The 20,172-nt window shown below is 38.7% G+C and carries 12 protein-coding genes; 4 read left to right on the forward strand and 8 right to left on the reverse strand.

Annotated features, from left to right (window positions below):
• Window positions 1-44: 44 nt before the first annotated feature.
• The 6 genes from AC1EU2_RS10350 to AC1EU2_RS10375 all read right to left on the reverse strand — a co-directional run bounded on the left by AC1EU2_RS10350 (window position 45) and on the right by AC1EU2_RS10375 (window position 13,720).
• Window positions 45-2,495 (reverse strand): hypothetical protein, encoded by a 2,451-nt coding sequence (locus AC1EU2_RS10350; protein WP_480298209.1) that lies wholly within the window; start codon window positions 2,493-2,495, stop codon window positions 45-47.
• A 227-nt stretch (window positions 2,496-2,722) separates the two neighbouring features.
• Window positions 2,723-6,067, reverse strand: coding sequence for a hypothetical protein (locus tag AC1EU2_RS10355; RefSeq protein ID WP_480298210.1), 3,345 nt, complete (start codon window positions 6,065-6,067; stop codon window positions 2,723-2,725).
• A gap of 210 nt (window positions 6,068-6,277) precedes the next feature.
• The gene (gene dnaJ / locus AC1EU2_RS10360) at window positions 6,278-7,426 is read right to left on the reverse strand and encodes a molecular chaperone DnaJ (protein WP_480298211.1); all 1,149 of its coding nucleotides are present in this window, start codon (window positions 7,424-7,426) and stop codon (window positions 6,278-6,280) included.
• Between the two features lie 103 nt (window positions 7,427-7,529).
• Complete coding sequence (dnaK, locus tag AC1EU2_RS10365) at window positions 7,530-9,461, reverse strand: molecular chaperone DnaK (RefSeq protein WP_480298212.1); 1,932 nt, start codon at window positions 9,459-9,461, stop codon at window positions 7,530-7,532.
• Between the two features lie 243 nt (window positions 9,462-9,704).
• Window positions 9,705-10,994: an NCS2 family permease gene (locus tag AC1EU2_RS10370; RefSeq protein ID WP_480298213.1), complete on the reverse strand. Its 1,290-nt coding sequence runs from the start codon at window positions 10,992-10,994 to the stop codon at window positions 9,705-9,707.
• A gap of 1,634 nt (window positions 10,995-12,628) precedes the next feature.
• A complete protein-coding gene (locus AC1EU2_RS10375; RefSeq protein WP_480298214.1) occupies window positions 12,629-13,720 on the reverse strand; it encodes an alpha/beta hydrolase in 1,092 nt (363 codons plus the stop codon).
• Between the two features lie 136 nt (window positions 13,721-13,856).
• On the opposite strand from AC1EU2_RS10375, the gene AC1EU2_RS10380 reads away from it, so the two are divergent.
• The 3 genes from AC1EU2_RS10380 (at window position 13,857) to AC1EU2_RS10390 (ending at window position 18,082) form a co-directional block, all read left to right on the forward strand.
• Window positions 13,857-14,756, forward strand: a complete 900-nt coding sequence (locus AC1EU2_RS10380; RefSeq protein WP_480298215.1) for a LysR family transcriptional regulator — start codon at window positions 13,857-13,859, stop codon at window positions 14,754-14,756.
• A gap of 1,139 nt (window positions 14,757-15,895) precedes the next feature.
• Window positions 15,896-17,356 (forward strand): aminoacyl-histidine dipeptidase, encoded by a 1,461-nt coding sequence (locus tag AC1EU2_RS10385; RefSeq protein ID WP_480298216.1) that lies wholly within the window; start codon window positions 15,896-15,898, stop codon window positions 17,354-17,356.
• 96 nt (window positions 17,357-17,452) lie between these two features.
• Window positions 17,453-18,082, forward strand: coding sequence for a class I SAM-dependent methyltransferase (locus AC1EU2_RS10390; protein ID WP_480298217.1), 630 nt, complete (start codon window positions 17,453-17,455; stop codon window positions 18,080-18,082).
• On the opposite strand, the gene AC1EU2_RS10395 is transcribed toward AC1EU2_RS10390, so the two are convergent.
• Both AC1EU2_RS10395 and AC1EU2_RS10400 read right to left on the reverse strand, forming a co-directional pair.
• On the reverse strand, window positions 18,075-18,857 hold the full coding sequence (locus AC1EU2_RS10395; protein ID WP_480298218.1) for a PhzF family phenazine biosynthesis protein: 783 nt from the start codon (window positions 18,855-18,857) through the stop codon (window positions 18,075-18,077). The two genes, AC1EU2_RS10390 and AC1EU2_RS10395, sit on opposite strands and share 8 nt — an antisense overlap.
• On the reverse strand, window positions 18,847-19,149 hold the full coding sequence (locus AC1EU2_RS10400; RefSeq protein WP_480298219.1) for an ArsR/SmtB family transcription factor: 303 nt from the start codon (window positions 19,147-19,149) through the stop codon (window positions 18,847-18,849). Before AC1EU2_RS10400 ends, AC1EU2_RS10395 begins: the two co-directional genes overlap by 11 nt.
• Before the next feature lie 107 nt (window positions 19,150-19,256).
• On the opposite strand from AC1EU2_RS10400, the gene AC1EU2_RS10405 reads away from it, so the two are divergent.
• Window positions 19,257-20,165, forward strand: coding sequence for a permease (locus tag AC1EU2_RS10405; protein WP_480298220.1), 909 nt, complete (start codon window positions 19,257-19,259; stop codon window positions 20,163-20,165).
• The last annotated feature ends 7 nt before the right edge of the window (window positions 20,166-20,172 follow it).

The raw sequence follows: 20,172 nt of genomic DNA on the forward strand, positions 1-20,172 counted from the left end.
GAGAAGAAATGTTTTAAGCATTTCTTCTCTAAACTAATTGTATGTTAAGGAATTTGTGGTAAACCAAATGGAAATAGTTTTTTCACCCTTTCTTCTCTGAATTGCCTAGATCTTTTAGCAACACCTTCACATAAAACAAGTTCACGTTTAGTATTCGCACCAGACAGTCTTATTTCAGCGGGAAATTTAACGTCTCGTAACCTAATAAAATAAGTCATTTTTTTCAAAGAGCCATTTTGCTCTCTAAGGGTCGTACCTACTATACTGATACTTTCCTTTTCACCTTTTCTATGTTGCACATACTCCATAAATGACGCTTTTGATTCTCTTTGAACGATTTCTTTCACTTTATTAAGATCAAGAGGAGGATACATCTTTAATTGAGCACCATTATAGCTTACCCCTTCTTGCTTTAACGCTGTATAAACCCTCTGGTATGCTCTAACTCGAATTTCATATACTTCAATCATCGCTGCAATAGTGTCACCTAAGGACTCTAGCTCCATTGCGGCAAGGTGCTTCTCAATGACAGTTGCATTTCCAAATAATATTTGTATGCACTTAATCGTGTTGCCATAAATTCTTTCTCTAGTCTGCTGAGCTCCCCAAATCGCTCGTTCTCGAATACCTGCTTCAGCTAAATTCGCAAAATTCTGAACAATAAAGTCTTCTTTAAAGTCACGAAATACCTTCCTACATTCTTTATCAAATGCAGCCACCCACTGTTGCTGAAGAGGTGCTATTGAAGGAACAACAACATCTTTTAGAGAGTCCGTTATAGGTTTCCAGTTAAGGGGAACGCCATTGAAATGAGTGCGTTTCAAGGCTATTTCTTTGTTACCGATTTCCGATGAGATTCGATAGTACACTCTATTTTGCCCAGAGCTATCTACAAGTGAATGGGTTGATACTTTTATACCTTCATTTCTTGCCAAGTAATGAAGCTCAATAACTCCAATTAGTTTTTCTATATCTTCAGTTTTAGTAAATAAAGTAGTAAGTACATTTACCATTTTTTCAACTTTAGCTAAGACCCTCACTTCATCTCGATCTGTGAACTCTATATCATCCTCATCACCAGTTTCATAATCCGATCTATTTTTGATATAGAGCTGCCTCCTTGCCAAATACTTTTCAGACAATTTTTCTTTTGCGAATTTTGCCCAATTTTCAATCTCATCATGGACACTGTATGAATCCATAAGATCATCAAAAGTATGAGGAACTCGAACAGTAAAAAGAGTGCCCTTAATTGTTATATTGATATCAAGATATCGTTCTTCATTGCCAATTTCTGTACTACCACTAATTTCAACATTAATATCTGAATGTTCAGATATATTTTCTAACCGTCTTGCAATAACGAGTTTTCGAACTGGATCGGTATCCTCAAATAGAACCGTTAGTGAATCTTTAATTTGATGATTTAATAAAATCCAAGAGTCTAACTGATCACATAAAGCAATTGCTTTTCCTAACCGAATCGCATTAATTTCCTCTCTCTGTTCATTTGTGAGTACACAGTTCACTGGTTGAACGCTTGGTGGATATATAAAATACGACTCAGGAGCTTCAGGGCTGTATACGTAGTCGCCTTGATCTACTTCCATAGGCTCAATTTGTTCCACTTCACCAACAGGTAGATCTCCTAGAGGCTCTGTATCTCTCTCTTCTGGCTCTCCTATATCCATAGGTTCTTCATCAGGCGCAATGTTTTCTTTTATTTCTTCCCCGAGAACTTCAAAATCTTCAAATTCGCCTTTGTAAGTAGGTACTGAACTGGATGGTGGTGGAACCACTACACCTTTTTCGGGCTTAGCCGTTACATTAAAAGGTAAAACATGAGCTACTGGTCTTTCTTTAGGTTTAAATAAACTGGATAAAAATCCTATAGGTGAAAATGAGGTAGATTTTTCAGATTTACTTGTCGATGAATCTCTTACAATTGAATCGCATGGAGATACTTCATATCTGGCAATAACGCCATGTTTGGGAATCAAAGTAGTAAGCTGTTCTATGATGTCTGATGAGGCTTTTATAGGAAGCTCAGCCAAAACAACAGACTCTCCGCTGGGAAGGTTGAGAACTAATGAGTGGCCTTTATTTGGATCACCTTTTATTAAACTACCCTCAACAATTTCCAGTTTTGAAGGATCTTTCAAAGAGCCCATGATGCCTATCAAAGCTTCAATATAAGCGTTTTGATCTGAATGTCTTTGACTTGAGAGTTTAATTGCAGCCTCAAACGTCTTCTCAGTTCCAGTTTCGAGACAACTTGAACAAGTAAGAGAACACTCTCTAACACTTCCATATGAACTAGGATGAATACTCTTACAAAACTTTTTGCTTTGATGATCTAAGCCACAGTCTTCGCTGCGCTCAACTGTATATGTCTGTCCATTACTGGATTTTAATTTTCTAGAACCTGAATTCCTTGAGTCAGGTATAGAGCTATCGATTGGAGGATGTGTTTCTCTGAGTGGGCTAGCTTCCATTTGATCCTCAATGAGAACAAATAAATATGCTACAAGGGTACAATTTCGAATCAGTTAAGCAAATTAAGATTCGTTAATATCAAAGTAATAAATAAACAGATTAAATTTATATAGAGTCTCTTCTTATCGCTTTAGAAGAGCTCTTAATCGATAGGCAAGCACTTAATGATTGATGTTATGAGATAAATTGTTCAAATTATGAGTTATTTACATGCTACCTTTAATACTTATCCAAAACCAATCATTCCCTTTGGATAATCTTGGTCTTCGAAGAGGATTCCTTGCCTTTGCAAGCTAAATAACGGGGAGGTTTCACATAATCCCTTTGTAAACTGCTGATTAAGCCATGACTGTTTATCAGTTGTAGTTTTTATGGAAAGAGGGAGCTCAACTTTAACAGCCAGGGTTTTATCTCCAACAGTCACCATATATGCAACTGACTTGATGTCTAAATCAAGTTTTGATTTTAAACTACCTTTATATGGAATTTGATTTCGACGAGCATCGGCTCTGAACTTAACTTGCCCTTTGACACTAAATAAATCCCCTTTTAATTGTTTCTGCGCTCTTATAGCTTCAGTTTCTCTAGCAATTATCGTTTCTACTGCTTTTATTGCTTCTTCGTTATCACTTGTTTCTTCTAGAGCATGTGTTAATTCTTCTTCTGTAAACACTCCTTTTAAAGCTTCTGCTTTAACAGCTAGCTTTACGGCCTTAGAGAGTTGGTGTAAATCGCAAAACGCATTTACTAAACTTGAATAATACAATAATTCTACAGCAGCTTTATTCTTCTGTAATACTGTTGAATTTCCAAATAGGGTAAAGGTGAGGTTAGTAAAATTAATCATCAACCCTTTGAGCCCTTCTTTATTTGCTACACGAACTCTTTCAACCCAATGCCCACCAACTCTTCTAACTAGTAGTTTAGAGCAACAAAAACCTTTTCTATCTTCTAGTAAATCCAGAAACGAATCAAAGCACTCTTGAATTTGTTTCCTTTGAGAGGGTACCAATGGAGTATAAACAGGTTTACCAAACTTCCTTTTTGGTACTTCAACATCAGTATTAAAATTTAAGGCTTTATTAGTAGGATGCTCCTTACTAGCTTCAATACCTAGTTTTTTATGCATTTTTGAACTAATATCCGGCCCCATTAGCATTTCAACTTCAACAAGCTTTCTAACTTGAGGGAAAGATTTATCTTTATGTCTGACGTAATCTCGATAGCATCTACTGTTACAGCCTTCTACTTTGATCTCCTTTAACTGCTCCAAGTAATAACAAAAGTACTCAGCAACCTCCTTTACTCTCGTCATAGCTAGCGATTGTTTCCCTTTATCTGTCATTATCTCTAAGAAAAGAGCATTTTCAATTTTCTTAAATTTAAAGGGGCACTCATAATTTCTGCCAAGTTTACTTCGTAATGATGCGAGAGCATCAAAAAAAGGGCTGTTTTCATCAAGAAAATCAGTAAAACCATTATTGTGAGATAAGTGTACGGCGAATGCGGTCATTATCTCGCTATAAAGTGAAGATAACTTGGATATTTCAAGATTATAAGCCCTAATTTCTTCCTTAGATGCTATTTCTGGGTCAATTTCATCAGGTAATGCTTGCTCACACATCCTGAGGATTACTTCAGACATGTCTTTCAATATTTCAAAGGATGCTTCTGCTTCCCCTATTTCATCTTCGAAAACAGGTAATACTAGTACACATTTCATATCTCCATTATTTATCGTGAGCTCGGCTTCCATTAAACCTTGTTCACTTAGCTCTTTTTTAACATCAACATATCTAGATATTTCCTCACTGTTGTGCTGGAGCCATTTTAAAAGCAACAACTTTAGAGATGGCTTTTCAAAAATAATCAGGCGATGAATAGCTATGGCAACTGATTCATGAAAATCTCTATCGTATTCAATCCCATCATAGTTTTTCCATAACAACCGCCGAACATACTCAGAACATTGACGATTAACTTCCTTACACTGTTCTGAGCTATATTTAGAAGTTCTCGCAGAATAAATTTGAACGGCCTTAGGATTCGCAAATGGAACAAGAGTGGTTCCGCTACTTTCTCTATATATATTGGGTACATTAGTATTGGAATCTCTATAAAATCGAGGAGCTCGAAATAAAGTTATTTCAGGTTTAAACCCGACCATGAGGGATTGTTCACTGGGGAATCTCAGCATTCCTCTTGAGTCAAAATTTCCTAACGCAATGACATTGCTACCTTGCTCAGATCCGACAGTAAACAAGATAGATTGAGCACTAGAGGCTCGAGAAAGTACATTCAATCCAAATTCTGCACCATCAACAAAAAATGGAGTACTTGATTTATGTTCATTGAAATGATGCTCTTTCGGTAAAGCTACAGCTCGACTACTCCAAGACATCTTTTCTCGCTCATCTTCGTTTAAAGGAACTTCTTCTCTACTTTCAAACTCCTGATGAGCTAAAACAGAATTAACACTATCAAACTGAGCGTTGATAGTTTGATTTAATAAAGAGACATCTTGGCTTAATAATTCTATATATGCGAGAGCATACTTTTTTCCTGAAGGTGCAATAGCAACCAGACAGTAATCGGCTTTACCCGCATTGTAATGAGAGCTTCGTCCACCATTGCTATCATTGCAAGACTCAACTTCAAAAAGCCATTGCGGTGGAAACTTTTGGTAGAGTTCAGTGATACTTGTTTTATAGTATTCACTTTTCTCACCACGCAACTTTATAGGTTCAATCAACTTCGTTCTTTTTAATAATACTCGTTCTTCTTGATTAGGATTGAATTCATTTAATTCGGTAGCCTGAATAACATTTTGATTCTCTTGCTCTCTAGAGCGTGACTTTAATTGCAACCGATGGTAATCCTTTTGATCATCAACCGAAGCAGCTAAAGAACCCATATCACTGCCATCTTGTACGTTTTCTCCTGTGCTCTGCTTAGTTTTTTTCATAAATTTTTCTTTAATCTTATCTACAACAGCGCTAGGAAAATCATCCTTCAACAAGCTATCGACATGAGATTCAGGTAAATCTAACTCAGCAATTACGATTTGACATTCCTTAGTATCAAGAACTAACAAATGCTCTACTTGTTTACTCAGCCTAAGTCCTCTTCTAATCACTTCTGAAACAGGGATAATATTGAGTCGTTTATTTATTTCTAATGAATAAGCGATATCCGAAACTGACATTTTTTTAAGTTCTTTTTTAGTTTCATTATCCATTTTTTCTTTATCAATATTACGAATCTGCTCAAGGCTTGTCTTGACAGTTTCAAGTTTTCCTTCACTAATATCTTCTTTGATAAATTGAAGTCGAGATTCGTCATTTGTAAAAGTTAGGTATTTAGTTTTTTTTATCGTTGTTTCTTTAAAATCTTTATGGGCTGGTGCAGTTTGAAGGCCTTTTTGAAAATTTTGTGTAGGGTCGGATTGAACTTTTGTCGCTTCCCACTCTTTCTCACCTTGCTGAAAGGACGCTTTCTGTTCAGGGTTAACTAGAGAATCCTCTCCCCTTCTAAAATCAGTTAGTCCAACAGTAACTCTAACATCTGCCATAGCAAAAAAACGGTTAAATAAATACATTGATTGATATTAAAAAATGCACTGATTAATAACAAATTAACCTTAATTAATTTGTCTTGCGTAGCTCCTAACAACTCTTAAAGCACATGCGAATATTAGAGTCGCTATCAGCCTGAGCATAAAAAAAGACCACCTGTTAAGGTGGCCTTTTTATAAAAAATAAGTCGCTAACAATGACTGTATCTAACTATTTAAATCCTGAAAAAACTTCTTCACACCATCAAAGAAACCTTCCGCTTTCGGGCTATGTTTCTTCATGGTTTTAGAATCACCACCTAAGGTTTCTTCAAACTCTCGCAGTAATTCTTTCTGGCGCTCGCTCAAATTAACAGGTGTTTCCATTACGACTTTACACAGTAAATCACCAATTGCATGGCTGCGAACAGACTTCACGCCTTTACCACGTAAACGGAACATACGTCCTGTTTGCGTTTCTGCAGGTATTTTAAGATTCACTTTACCGTCTAAGGTTGGAACTTCAATTTCGCCACCTAACGCAGCTGTGCTGAATGAAATTGGTACTTCACAATACAAGTTATTGCCATCGCGAACAAAAATACCATGCTCACGTACACTAACTTGAACGTATAAATCGCCTGGAGGTGCACCATACTCACCCGCTTCACCTTCACCAGAAAGACGAATACGGTCGCCCGTATCTACACCAGCAGGGATCTTAACTGAAAGCGTTTTAGTCTTTTCAACTCGGCCTTCACCATGACACTTGTTACAAGGATCTTTGACTACCTTACCGCGCCCATGACACGTTGGACATGGTTGCTGCACAGCAAAGAAACCTTGGCGCATTTGTACTTGACCAGCACCGTTACAAGTTCCACAAGTTGAAGCAGATGTACCTTTTTTTGCACCGCTTCCATCACAGGTATCACAGCCAACTAATGTTGGAACACGGATCTCTTTAGTTAACCCTTTTACCGCCTCTTCTAGCGATAGCTCAAGGTTGTAACGCAAGTCTGAGCCACGAGCAGCTTGACGCTGACCACCGCCACCACGACGGCCACCAAAGATGTCACCAAATACGTCACCGAAGATGTCACCAAAATCAGCATTACCACCGCCACCAAAGCCTCCAGCACCTTGGTTCGGGTCAACACCTGCATGACCAAACTGATCATAAGCCGCTTTCTTGCTGCTGTCGGTCAGAATTTCATAAGCTTCTTTGCATTCTTTGAAGTTCTTTTCTGCTTCTTTATCACCTGGATTACGATCTGGGTGATACTTCATTGCCAGGCGTTTATAAGCCTTTTTAATTTCTCGCTCACTGGCGTCACGGCCAACGCTCAATACTTCGTAGTAATCTCTTTTTGACATAATCTTTGCTTATTTAGATTAATCTTCAATTAGACAAAAGGGCGTTACTGGTTTCCCAGAACGCCCATTTTAAAAGTGTTATAGAGTTGAAGCGTTCAACAAATTACTTTTTGTCTTCGTCTTTAACTTCTTCGAATTCAGCATCTACGACATCTTCAGCCGCTGCATCTTTCGCTTGCTCTTCACCGCCTGCATCAGCACCTTGTGCTTGGCCAGCTTGTGCTTTAGCTTGCGCAATTTCCATCAACTTAGCTGAAGCTTCCATTAGCTTTTGAGTAGCTGTATCGATAGCTTCTTTGTCGTTGCCTTTAGTCGCTGCATCAACGTCAGCCATTGCTGCTTCGATTTTTTCTTTCTCGTCTACAGGAAGTGCTTCACCTGCTTCTTCGATTTGCTTCTTAGTCGCGTGAACCATGCCATCAGCTTGGTTGCGAGCTTGAACAAGTTCTTCAAACTTCGCATCTTCATCAGCGTGCGCTTCAGCATCACGAACCATTTGCTCAACTTCGTCGTCACTTAGACCTGAAGATGCTTTGATTGTGATATTTTGTGCTTTACCTGTTTTCTTATCAGTTGCAGATACATGCAAGATACCATCAGCATCGATGTCAAATGCAACTTCAACTTGTGGCATACCACGTGGTGCAGCTTCAATACCTTCTAGGTTAAATTGGCCTAGAGACTTGTTACCGCTTGCTTGCTTACGCTCACCTTGAAGTACATGAATCGTTACAGCACTTTGGTTGTCTTCAGCTGTTGAGAAGGTTTGCGATGCCTTAGTTGGAATCGTTGTGTTTTTCTCAATAAGCTTAGTCATTACACTACCCATAGTCTCAATACCTAAAGACAGAGGCGTAACGTCTAGTAAAAGTACGTCTTTAACGTCACCAGCAAGAACACCACCTTGGATAGCCGCACCAGAAGCAACAGCTTCATCAGGGTTAACGTCTTTACGTGGCTCTTTACCGAAGAAGTTTGCAACTTCTTCTTGAACTTTAGGCATACGCGTTTGACCACCAACAAGAATCACTTCATTGATGTCAGAAACCGATAGGTCTGCGTCAGCAAGTGCTACTTTTAATGGCTCAAGAGAACGCTTAATTAAATCTTCAACTAAAGATTCTAGTTTCGCACGAGTTACTTTAACTACTAAGTGCTTAGGACCTGTTGCATCAGCGGTGATGTAAGGTAGGTTCACTTCAGTTTGAGTCGTGCTTGATAGCTCAATCTTCGCTTTTTCTGCTGCTTCTTTAAGACGCTGCATTGCTAAAGGGTCTTGACGTAAATCTAAACCTTGCTCTTTCTTAAACTCATCAGCTAGGTAGTTGATTAAGCGAGTATCAAAGTCTTCACCACCTAAGTGAGTATCACCATTCGTTGCTAATACTTCAAACGTTTGGTCACCATCGTGATTGTCGATTTCGATAATAGAGATATCGAATGTACCACCACCTAAGTCGTATACAGCAACAATGTTATCGCCTTCTTTCTTATCGATGCCGTAAGCTAGTGCCGCTGCTGTTGGCTCGTTAATGATACGCTTAACTTCAAGACCTGCGATACGACCAGCATCTTTTGTTGCTTGACGTTGTGAGTCGTTAAAGTACGCTGGTACAGTAATAACGGCTGCAGTAACTTCTTCACCTAAAAAATCTTCTGCTGTTTTCTTCATTTTCTTAAGAATTTCTGCAGAAACTTGTGGTGGCGCCATCTTTTCGCCTTTTGCTTCAACCCATGCATCGCCGTTATCAGCGCCTACAATTTTGAAAGGCATAATGTCTACGTCACGTTGAACTTCGTCATCTTTAAAACGACGACCGATTAAACGTTTAATCGCAAAAATCGTATTTGTTGGGTTTGTTACCGCTTGACGCTTTGCAGGTTGACCTACTAATGTTTCGTCGTCTGTATATGCGATGATTGATGGAGTGGTACGATCGCCCTCAGCATTCTCAATCACTCGAGTTTTGTCACCGTCTAATACCGCAACACAAGAGTTGGTTGTGCCCAAATCGATACCAATAATTTTACCCATGAGGTCCTCCAAAAAAATAATACGCAATAATCTGTTTATAAACTCGATGTGGGGATTCAATTCGCCCTTTTCAAGCTTTCCCATCATGAAAGTTTGTTTAATGGGATAACAGATGAATTCATTAAAATCTGTATAACCACATATATTGGGATGGCTTTATTGAAAACAAGGGAGAGAATAAAATAATTTTAAGAAATGTTACGATCGCTGACATTATCGCCAACGACCGCAATAGAAAGGTTCTTATACAAATACAAACTTGAGCATAAATAAGGCTGCAATGACTGCAACACCTAAATTCAACTCCTTCGCACGACCGCAAACCAGCTTAATCAATACGTATGACACAAAACCCATTGCAATGCCTGTTGCAATTGAAAAGCTCAGCGGCATAAGAATACATACTACGACAACGGGGGCCGCTTCGGTCAGATCTTCCCATTCTACGTGCGTTAAGCCAGCCATCATTAGCATTGCAACATAAAACAGTGCCCCTGCTGTAGCAAACGCTGGCACCATACCCGCAAGAGGTGCAAAGAACAGTGCCAATAAGAACATGACACCCGCAACTACGGCGGTTAACCCTGTTCGTCCACCAGCACTCACACCTGCAGTGCTTTCAATGTAACTTGTAGTCGTTGATGTACCGAGTGCAGAGCCTGCAATGGTCGCAACGCTGTCAGCGACTAACGCACGATTCAAACGTGGCAACTTACCTTGATCATCAAGCAGTCCTGCACGTTGTGAAACAGCCACTAAAGTGCCTGAAGTATCAAACAAGTCCACAAACAGAAATGCAAAGACCACGGAAATCATACTCACTTCAAACACATGAGATAAATCCATTTGCATAAATGTTGGCATTACACTTGGTGGCATAGAAACAATGCCTTGGTACTTCACTTCACCAAATGCGAGACCGATTAAAGTAATAATTAAGATGCTCAGAAATACTGCCGAATGCATACCACGTTGCACCATAGCTATAATCAAAATAAAGCCCAGTCCAGCCATAACAGCAGGAAACGCAGTGATATCACCTAAAGTAACTAATGTCGCAGGGCTAGCAACAACAATTCCTGCACTTTTCAAGCCGATTAGGGCTAAGAAAATTCCGATACCTGCAGTAATACCAAATCGCAATCCCATTGGAATCGAGTTGATGATCCATTCGCGCACTTTAAACAGTGATAAAAATAAGAAACAGATCCCTGAGAGAAATACTGCAGCTAATGCTGTTTGCCATGTATACCCCATTTCACCTACAACGGTATAAGTGAAAAATGCGTTTAAGCCCATACCTGGCGCTAACGCAATCGGGTAATTAGCGTAGAACCCCATGATCATACAGCCAATCGCAGCTGCCACACAGGTAGCAACGAATACCGCACCATGATCCATGCCCGCATCTGCTAAGATATTTGGGTTCAAGAAAATGATGTATGCCATAGTTAAGAAAGTCGTGACCCCAGCAAGCACTTCACGTTTTACTGTGGTGTGATGCTGTTTCAGCTTGAAAAGCTTTTCAAACATTTAAGCGTGTCCTTGGTAAGCAAGTAGCTGCTCATAAGTTTTTGAACATTTTTCATTTCAATTTCTAGTACATTACTGCGTTGCTACTTGGGTTACATAGCTATTACTATGCGCCTTACGTTACGTCTCGTACTGCACTATATCTGAACATAAAAACTCTGAAGAAACTTATCATCAACTACTTTATGTTATTTTTATTGAGATCCAGAGGATGTTTTCATATTAACCACAATGAAAACGGGCGAATTATACTGGTATCTATCACATCGTCATAGAATAATGTGATCAAACTCATAGTTTTGTTTTTCAGATAAATTATCAAAACAGCTGACATCGCTTATTCAACAGCATAGAAAAGTGGCATACATTCACTCAAGATACTTGAAACTGTAATTTTTAAGAGATTATTCAAGACGTGGATGACAAAACTAGCGTGGCTAATTTACATCTTTTAGAACGAAGAGGAGCCGACGCTGAAAGCTCACTGAGTAAGCGTTTAGTATTGTTACAGAAGCTTAAAAAAAGTTAAGATAAAATAGTTAAAACATAAATTACTAGAGTTAATTTATTGCCTGACAGTGATGAATTTATACATCATGAAAGCTTACAACCCTCGTAACACATTTGGCAGAATCACTAAAAACACTAAAGTCGTCACTTGAAGCAATAAAACCAACAACAGACGAGCATACCCAAACAGATATTGGAAAAGACACATCTAAAATCTTAGAATTCTTAAATGATCACTGACGTAATATTCAAAGAGTTTGAAAGTTCAAGACATTCATAAAAAAATGGCAAAAAAAAACCCGCTCAATGAGCGGGTAAGACATCTTGCAAGCGGCCTCTTCGAGGAAGCTTTTTCTACTTAAAGTAGTAGAAAACTCTTGGCATAATCAGCACAAAATAGTCGCCGGCTATGCTACTTGAATCTGTTCAAACAACCCAAAATAAATGGGTACCAAAGGGTGATGAATGATGGTAACTGATATAAGGTTCAGTCAGACCTATAAAACTGTTCAGCTTATTAAACTGATAGTGTATACAACCCGCCGTTAATCGCTTCTGCACTAAACCAAGTGGTTTGCCAATAAAGGGTTTCATTTCCTGTATACATAATGTGTACTCCTACAAAAGTTCAAAGTTGTTATAAAATCAAAAATAGCTCTAGTAAAGCGTTTGGGCTCGGTTCCGTGGAACTAGAGGTTCTCATATCCGTTGAGGCAAACAACTTGTTACTCGGGTCCTTGGAGTGCATTTCCTTCCTGGAATAACAATCGATTCAAACATTATTTCCGAATCGATGAGTGCATTATATATAAATGTAGTTTTATTACAACTATTTTTATCAAAAAATTAAAAATAGTCACTTTAATGTAATTTAACAACAATTTAAGAGTGTGAATTTAGAGAGCCAGATCTCAAAATTTTAGCCATGAACACCGTAAACAACTGATAAAGTTTAACTTTAATTTAAAACGCAATAATTACAGATACTTTAGTGTTTTAGTCTGATATTTGTATCTACTTTTACCATTGATAGCATTAAGCCTCACTGAACAATATGCTTATGAGGCTTAATGTTTAATACTCTCCCACCCATTGACAATGAGCTTAAAGCTATTCAGCTAGGACTACTTTTTGAGTGTCTTGCTAAAGAAACTGTTTAGCTTGACAACGGCTTGCTCTACATAACGTTTTTGATCATATAAATCGAAGTGCTGTGCACCTTCAATTTCGAATAACTCAACGCTTCCGCCAACTTCTTTGCCACGTTTTACAGCAACTTTACTGAAGTAAGCCGATAATGCTTCTGTCCCTGTAATCGCTAAAAATGGCGTATCGCTTAATAACTTCATGTTTTCAGAAGGGTTAAATGCATATCGAGTGTCTAACGATAAAGCTGCACGCATTGGTGTATAATTTTTAGCGCCACCACCACGATTCGGATTACGATAGTAGTCTGCCGCACGAACCCAAAATTCATTCATATTTCTGGCTTTTTCGGCAGATGGAATACCATCTACTAGAATAACTTCACCTGTAGCTTGGTACTTCTGACGCGCATCACTCGCCATCTTAATTTGTTGACGATATTGCTCGACTGAATCGCCTGTCAATGTATCCATATATTGAGTATTTTCGCCCATACCATAATCGGTAAAATCAACAAATCCACTCACTGTCGCAATTGAATCGATGCGAGTGTCTTGCATCGCTGTTTGCAAGCTGTAACCTGCTCCAGAACACAAACCTAACTCTCCGATTCTTTGCGCATCAACACCAGGGAAAGAACGAATAAAAGTAATAGCATTTTTTATGTCTTCTACTTTCATTGGCGCATTTTCCATACCTCGTGGATAGCCACCACTCTCACCATAGGTTCTGTGATCGAAAGCGAGAGTAATATAGCCTTCTTGAGCCATTCTCTCAGCATAGATACCCGCAGTTTGCTCTTTTACGCCGCTAGCTGGAGTGATAACAACTAAAGCTGGATATTGTTTATTCTCATCATAGTTTGGTGGTAAAAATACATTGCCAGCAATACGTGTTTGTTCACTCAAGAAGCTAACTTTGTTTTTACCTGCATGATACTTTGCACCCAGAAAGCTATCGTGCTTTGAAGCATAAGCCGTTAATGTTTGATTTGATTCAGCTGATGCTGGTAACGCTGAAAATACAGCCGCTGAAATTGCACTGATTGCGAGTAAAGTCATTTTGTTCATTATCATCTCTCCGAGTCTTGCTTTGAACGTTGGAGCGAATATTACAGACTCAATAACTGTTGATATATACGACTGTATTCACATTACTGTTTCTGTATAGTGACAAATAGATGTCATCAGAAAAACCTTGAGTGTGATGAAAACGAATATCAATCTTTCCGACATAAAAGCCTTTGTCATGTTAGCCGAAGCCGGAAGCTTTACTCGTGCTGCAGAAAACTTAATGTGTTCTCGCTCTCATGTATCAAAACAGTTAACACAGTTAGAATCCGGTCTTGGAATAAGCTTATTGACGAGAACAACTCGTACCCAAAAATTAACACCTCAAGGTGAAGCGTTTTTTGTTCGCTGTAAACAAGCACTCGACAGTATCGACATTGCCGTTGACCGTGCAATTGAAAGTACCTCTTCTTTATCAGGCGGTATTCATATTAATTGTGTCGGAGGCCATATAGGTGAAAGTATCGTTGCACCGCTTATTGATGAGTTTCTAAAGCTTTACCCTAATATCAACATAGAATTGGACTTTACTAGCCAGAGGGTCGATCTTATTTCTGGAGAATTTGACTTTGTTTTTAGAATGGGAAAGCTCAGTGACTCTAGACTAATTGCAAGAAAATTGATCGACCTACCCATTGGTACTTTTGCAAGTCCTGCATACATTACTGAGTACGGTGAACCTGCTTCACCAAAAGAACTGGTTAATCACAAATGTATCGTAGGAAGTTTAAAAAATTGGATCTTTAACCATCAAACGACTAATGAGTCGCTCGACATTACGGTTAATCGTGATCTCATCTGTAAGAACGGTAAGGTTATGCTTTCTTGGGCAACATCAGGCAAAGGGATCATTAGAGTACCTGAACTTTATTGTAAAACTCAGGTTCAACAGCATCAATTAATACCGCTTTTCGATAATTGGAAAATAGAGCCTACATCGCTTTATCTTTTATACCTTCAAGACAAACACAGACCGTTACGCATCGAAGTATTTAAAGATTATATCGTTGAAAATTTTCATCGATTTTTGCAATAAATTTCTCATAAAAAAAAGCCTGCTCATTGAGCAGGCGAAGACATCTTGCAAGCGGCCTCTTAGAGGAAGTTACTCTCTCAACACAAAAGAATAACTTGGTATGTTCAGTAATGACGGATGCCATTCCCAATCACACTACTTGAATTTGATAGACCCAAATGGGTAAAAACAAAGGGTGAATGGTAACTGATCATCGAAATAAATTAATTATTTATTTACAGTAGGGTCAGTTAACCCTAAAACTGGTCAGCTAAGTAAGTAATTAATACTTACAGCTTCATAATGAACAAACCACCTTTAATCGCATCTGCATTAAACCAAGTGTTTTGCCAATATAGATTCTCGTTGCCGGTATACATATTAAATTCCTTAAAAAATTATATTATTTACTTTAATTAACTATGTCGTCTTATATCGACCACAGTTAAGGGATAAAAACGCTCTTACAGCTTTATGCTGAATAAACCGCCTTTCATCGCTTCAGCGTTAAACCAAGTATTCTGCCAATATAGTTTTTCGTTACCTGTATACATATTAAGTACTCCTAAAAAGTTCTAAGTTGTTATAAAAATTAAATTACTCTAGTAAAGCTTGGCTCGGTTCCTTGGAACTAGAGATTCTCATATCCGTGGAGACAAACAACTTGTTACTCGGGTCCTTGGAGTCACGTTTCCTTCCTGGAAGAACAACATCCGATTCAGTGTCACTTCCGAATCGATGAGTGCATTATATATAAATGTAGTTTTATTACAACTATTTTTTCTAAATAAACTAAAAATACCGCTATTTTTGTAATTTAGTTACACAAAAAGGTGATATTGGTTTGCTTTAATGTCACACACTCACAACTAAAGCACTGAATAATAATGATTATTTAATGGTTGCAAAATTACATCGAAACATGTGAATGGTATCCCATTATTTTTTGCAGCTCATTCAACGCGTATTCGACTCTCTGAAAGTGTACATTGAGCATCATCGAATGGTTTTATAGATAAATGAGCATAACCCCCATCCCACAGGGCATGTGAAATTCAGGTCACTAGCTTAGAAAATGAATCGAAAGGTGTGTTTCATTTGCATGAGTACTTAACATGGTATACTGCCATCAAAATAGATATTGCGCTTAAGGAGCCCTCGTGACCGCATTAAATCAACTTTATCCACAACCTCTTTGGCAATGGTTTGAAACTATTTGCTCAATTCCACACCCTTCAAAACACGAACAAATGCTTAGTCAACATATTCAAGATTGGGTATCCGAAAAAGGTTTTGAGTTTGTAGAAGATCACGTTGGTAATTTGATCATCAAAAAGCCAGCCACAACTGGAATGGAAGATCGTAAAACGGTATGTATCCAAGCACACTTAGATATGGTGCCGCAAAAGAACAACGATAAAGAGCACGATTTTACTAAAGATCCTATTCAAGCTTACGTTGATGGTGATTGGGTTACGGCTGACGGTACAACTTTAGGTGCCGACAACGGTATTGGTATGTCGAGTGCGCTTGCGATTCTAGGTTCAACTGACATTAAACATGGCCCGTTAGAAATTCTGTTAACCATTGATGAAGAAGCTGGGATGACCGGCGCTTTTGGACTTCAAGCCGGTGTACTTGAAGCTGATATCCTCATTAACACGGATTCAGAGCAAGAAGGCGAAATCTACATGGGTTGCGCTGGCGGTGTGGATGCTGAAATCAAAGTACCTATGGCCTGGGAAGGTGTTGAGTCAACTCAGAAAGCCTTCAAACTTGAAGCAAAAGGTTTGAAAGGCGGCCACTCTGGCGTTAACATTCACATGGGTCGTGGTAATGCTAATAAACTGTTAGCGCGTTTTCTTTTTGGACATGCGGATGAGTTAGCACTTGAGCTTGCTTCATTTACTGGCGGCTCTTTAAGAAACGCTATTCCACGCGAAGCCGATATCGTATTTACTGTACCAGCAGAAAAAGTTGACCTGCTCAACCAACGTGTTGATCAATTTGACGGCATCGTTAGAGCAGAGCTCGCAGTCGCCGATCCAAATACTTCTTTCACATTAACCGAAGTTGCGACTCCAGAAAGAGTCATGGCGGAGGACACTCAAAATGACTTTATAGCTCTACTTAACGCTGCACCTAACGGCGTAATTAGAATGAGTGATGACGTGGCGGGTGTTGTTGAGACGTCTTTAAATGTTGGTGTTATCACTACAGAAGATGAATGCGTTAATGTCTTGTGTTTGATTCGTTCACTTATTGACTCTGGTCGCAGTGAAGTTGAAGGAATGCTTACTGCCTTAGCACAACTAGGCGGTGCTGAAGTAGAATTCAGTGGGGCATATCCTGGCTGGAAACCAGACAACAGCTCTGGAGTTATGGCGCTCGTCAATGAAACTTATCACGATATCTATAAAAGAGAGCCTGATATCATGGTCATTCATGCGGGTCTTGAGTGTGGTTTATTTAAAAAACCATACCCTGAAATGGACATGGTCTCCATTGGCCCAACCATTCGTTACCCACATGGCCCTGATGAAAAAGTATTGATTGAAACTGTTGGTCAATACTGGGAGCTATTGTTGGCGGTTCTTGAACGCATTCCAGCTAAAAACTAAGTTTACTGACTTGATTAAGCCTCAACATTTGTTGGGGCTTTTTTTTTCATTTATTCACATGTAGATTATTAATATCATTAATTAAAGGGACTTTAAGTGAATAAATACGAAGTTACGGTCGATACATTCAATCGCTTGGCACAACGCTACCAAGATAAGTATATGAATTTCGATTTTTATTTTGATACCTACGATAGATTCCTCAGTATCATCAACGATAATGCATCAATTTTAGAGCTTGGCTGCGGTCCCGGAAATATTACTCACTACTTATTGTCTAATAAACCAGAGCTGAAGATACTGGCCACTGATCTCGCTCCAAATATGCTTGAACTCACGAAGGCGAACAATCCGTCGACTAGAACCATGAAACTGGATGCCCGAGATGTTAATAAAATTGATGAAACATTCGATGCCGTAGTCTGCGGCTTTTGTACTCCGTATTTATCCAAAGCAGATATCGAAAAGCTAATTAGAGATATTAGAGGTAAATTAGAGTCCGGTGGGTTACTTTATCTCAGTACAATGGAAGACGAGGATTACAAATCGGGAATACAAACATCAAGCAGTGGAGATCAAGTTTATATTCATTATCATCAGTATGAACACATAAAGGCACAGCTGATATCGAATAACTTCAAAATAATTGAATACTATCGAAAGCAATTTCCTGTTGAAGATAGTCCCGTAACGACAGATTTATTTATCTACGCACAAGCTATCTAATCGATATCACGCCTTTCATATAGTCTACAGCGTTACCGATTAAGATAACGTTATTATCTTCAACTCGGCACTCAAGCTTTCCAACTCGTTTGGATAACTGTATTGCTGTTAATGTATTCTTAGACAATTGTTGAGCCCAATAAGGTGCTAATTCACAATGTGCAGAACCTGTTACCGGGTCTTCATTGACATTAAGTTTGGGAAAAAAGCAGCGACTTACAAAATCACAATCATCACCGATGGCCGTTATCACAACACCTCGGAATTCTAATTTTGACAGTAAATTATAATCAGGTTGTACGGCATTAACTTGTGCTTCATTTTCCAAGACAACGCAATAATCAAAACCAAGTAGCACTTCTTGTGGTTCTATCCCTAGACCTTGGAATAGTGCATCTGGTGCAACAACTTTTTTAATTTGCGTCGCAGGAAATGTCATCTGATAACCAGTGTCACATTGTTTAACCAATAAAGTTCCGCTACGAGTAGAGAATTCAATTTCCGAACTGGTGTTATTCAAATTCTGAAACAATACATGCGCTGTTGCTAGAGTAGCGTGACCACACAAATCAACTTCGCCATTAGGCGTAAACCACCTTAAACGATAACCGTCGACTTCTTTAACAAAAAATGCGGTTTCAGATAAATTATTTTCAGTCGCGATATTTTGTAATAGTTCATCCGACAACCAACTATCCAAGGGACAAACTGCAGCAGGATTTCCCCTAAACACAGAAGAAGTGAACGCATCCACCTGATAAATATTAATCTTCATTGGTTTGCTCATCGATACAACATTCATCTTGAATGAAATTGATAACAGATTGCCACTTTTCGTAATCTGCAACACAAAAGAGTGTACGTCCTTCTCTTCGCTGTGAAATTAGCCCAGCCGAAGCGAGTGCTGAAATATGATGAGATAGTGTCGACCCTGGTATTGCTAACGCTTCCTGGATATTACCAACTGCAATCCCTTCGTATCCGGCTTTCACTACAGACTTAAAAATGGATAGTCGTGTTGAATGCCCTAGCTCTTTCAACGCCTTAGCAGCAATATCTACGTTCATTATAATCAAACCTTAAAAAACTTTAATTCGATATTACTAGAAATAACTTGATCATGACAACAATCAAATTTATATTTCGACTATTCCAGAAATACAGAGATTAAACTATGGAAATTTCAGCAATAGAAAAAACTATTAATATGTTCCTATTTTTAGGAGCTGAGCTCACAGTCTTGTTTCTTGTCATCAGTTATATTGTTGGCTTTCTACAGGAAAAAATACCACCAGCAAAAATTCAAAGTATTTTGAGCAGTAAAAATGGCCGAGGGTATTTAATTGCTGCTCTGCTTGGGGCTATCACGCCATTTTGCTCATGTTCGACGATCCCCTTCTTAAAGGGATTACTTAGAGCGAAAGCGGGATTTGGCACTATGCTGGTATTTTTATTTTCGAGCCCACTTTTAAACCCAATTATTATTGGTTTATTTATTGTCACGTTCAGTTTCAAAGTTGCCATCTTCTACTTTGTTATTGCTATGGGTGTGTCAATTGCAGCAGGGATCATTCTTGAATACTTGGGCTTTGAAAAATACGTAAAACCTGACGCTTATTTAGAACCTGAAGTGAAAGGTTGTGGATCTGGTTGCTCGGCTAAACCACAAAGCAATATTTGGGTTAGGGTATGGAAGAGTACTTGGAAAGACTTTAAAAAAGTTCTTCCATATTTATTGATTGGTATAGGTATTGGTGCGTTTGTTTATGGCTTTATCCCAACTGAATTTATTTCTTCGGTAGCCAGTGACGATAATCCGTGGGCAATACCTGTTTCAGCGGTTATCGGAATACCACTGTATATCAGAGCCGAAGCCGTGATTCCATTGAGTGCGGCACTCGTAGCAAAAGGCATGAGCATGGGAGCGGTAATGTCTCTGATTATTGGAAGTGCTGGCGCCAGCTTAACAGAGGTAATCTTATTGAAATCGATTTTCAAAAATAAGATGATTATTGCCTTCGTAGCTGTCGTATTATCAATGGCGATTTTCGCAGGATACGGCTATCAATGGCTTTTCAGTTAAAATAATC

This window comes from Parashewanella sp. 2304DJ23-3, assembly GCF_056591695.1.

Excerpts from the sequence above, each read along its gene's own strand:
- AC1EU2_RS10400 (WP_480298219.1), bottom strand. The coding sequence starts at position 19,149 with ATGAACGTAGATATTGCTGCTAAGGCGTTGAAAGAGCTAGGGCATTCA.
- AC1EU2_RS10395 (WP_480298218.1), bottom strand. The coding sequence starts at position 18,857 with ATGAAGATTAATATTTATCAGGTGGATGCGTTCACTTCTTCTGTGTTT.
- dnaJ (WP_480298211.1), bottom strand. The coding sequence starts at position 7,426 with ATGTCAAAAAGAGATTACTACGAAGTATTGAGCGTTGGCCGTGACGCC.
- AC1EU2_RS10370 (WP_480298213.1), bottom strand. The coding sequence starts at position 10,994 with ATGTTTGAAAAGCTTTTCAAGCTGAAACAGCATCACACCACAGTAAAA.
- AC1EU2_RS10405 (WP_480298220.1), top strand. The coding sequence starts at position 19,257 with ATGGAAATTTCAGCAATAGAAAAAACTATTAATATGTTCCTATTTTTA.
- dnaK (WP_480298212.1), bottom strand. The coding sequence starts at position 9,461 with ATGGGTAAAATTATTGGTATCGATTTGGGCACAACCAACTCTTGTGTT.
- AC1EU2_RS10380 (WP_480298215.1), top strand. The coding sequence starts at position 13,857 with ATGAAAACGAATATCAATCTTTCCGACATAAAAGCCTTTGTCATGTTA.
- AC1EU2_RS10375 (WP_480298214.1), bottom strand. The coding sequence starts at position 13,720 with ATGAACAAAATGACTTTACTCGCAATCAGTGCAATTTCAGCGGCTGTA.
- AC1EU2_RS10350 (WP_480298209.1), bottom strand. The coding sequence starts at position 2,495 with ATGGAAGCTAGCCCACTCAGAGAAACACATCCTCCAATCGATAGCTCT.
- AC1EU2_RS10355 (WP_480298210.1), bottom strand. The coding sequence starts at position 6,067 with ATGGCAGATGTTAGAGTTACTGTTGGACTAACTGATTTTAGAAGGGGA.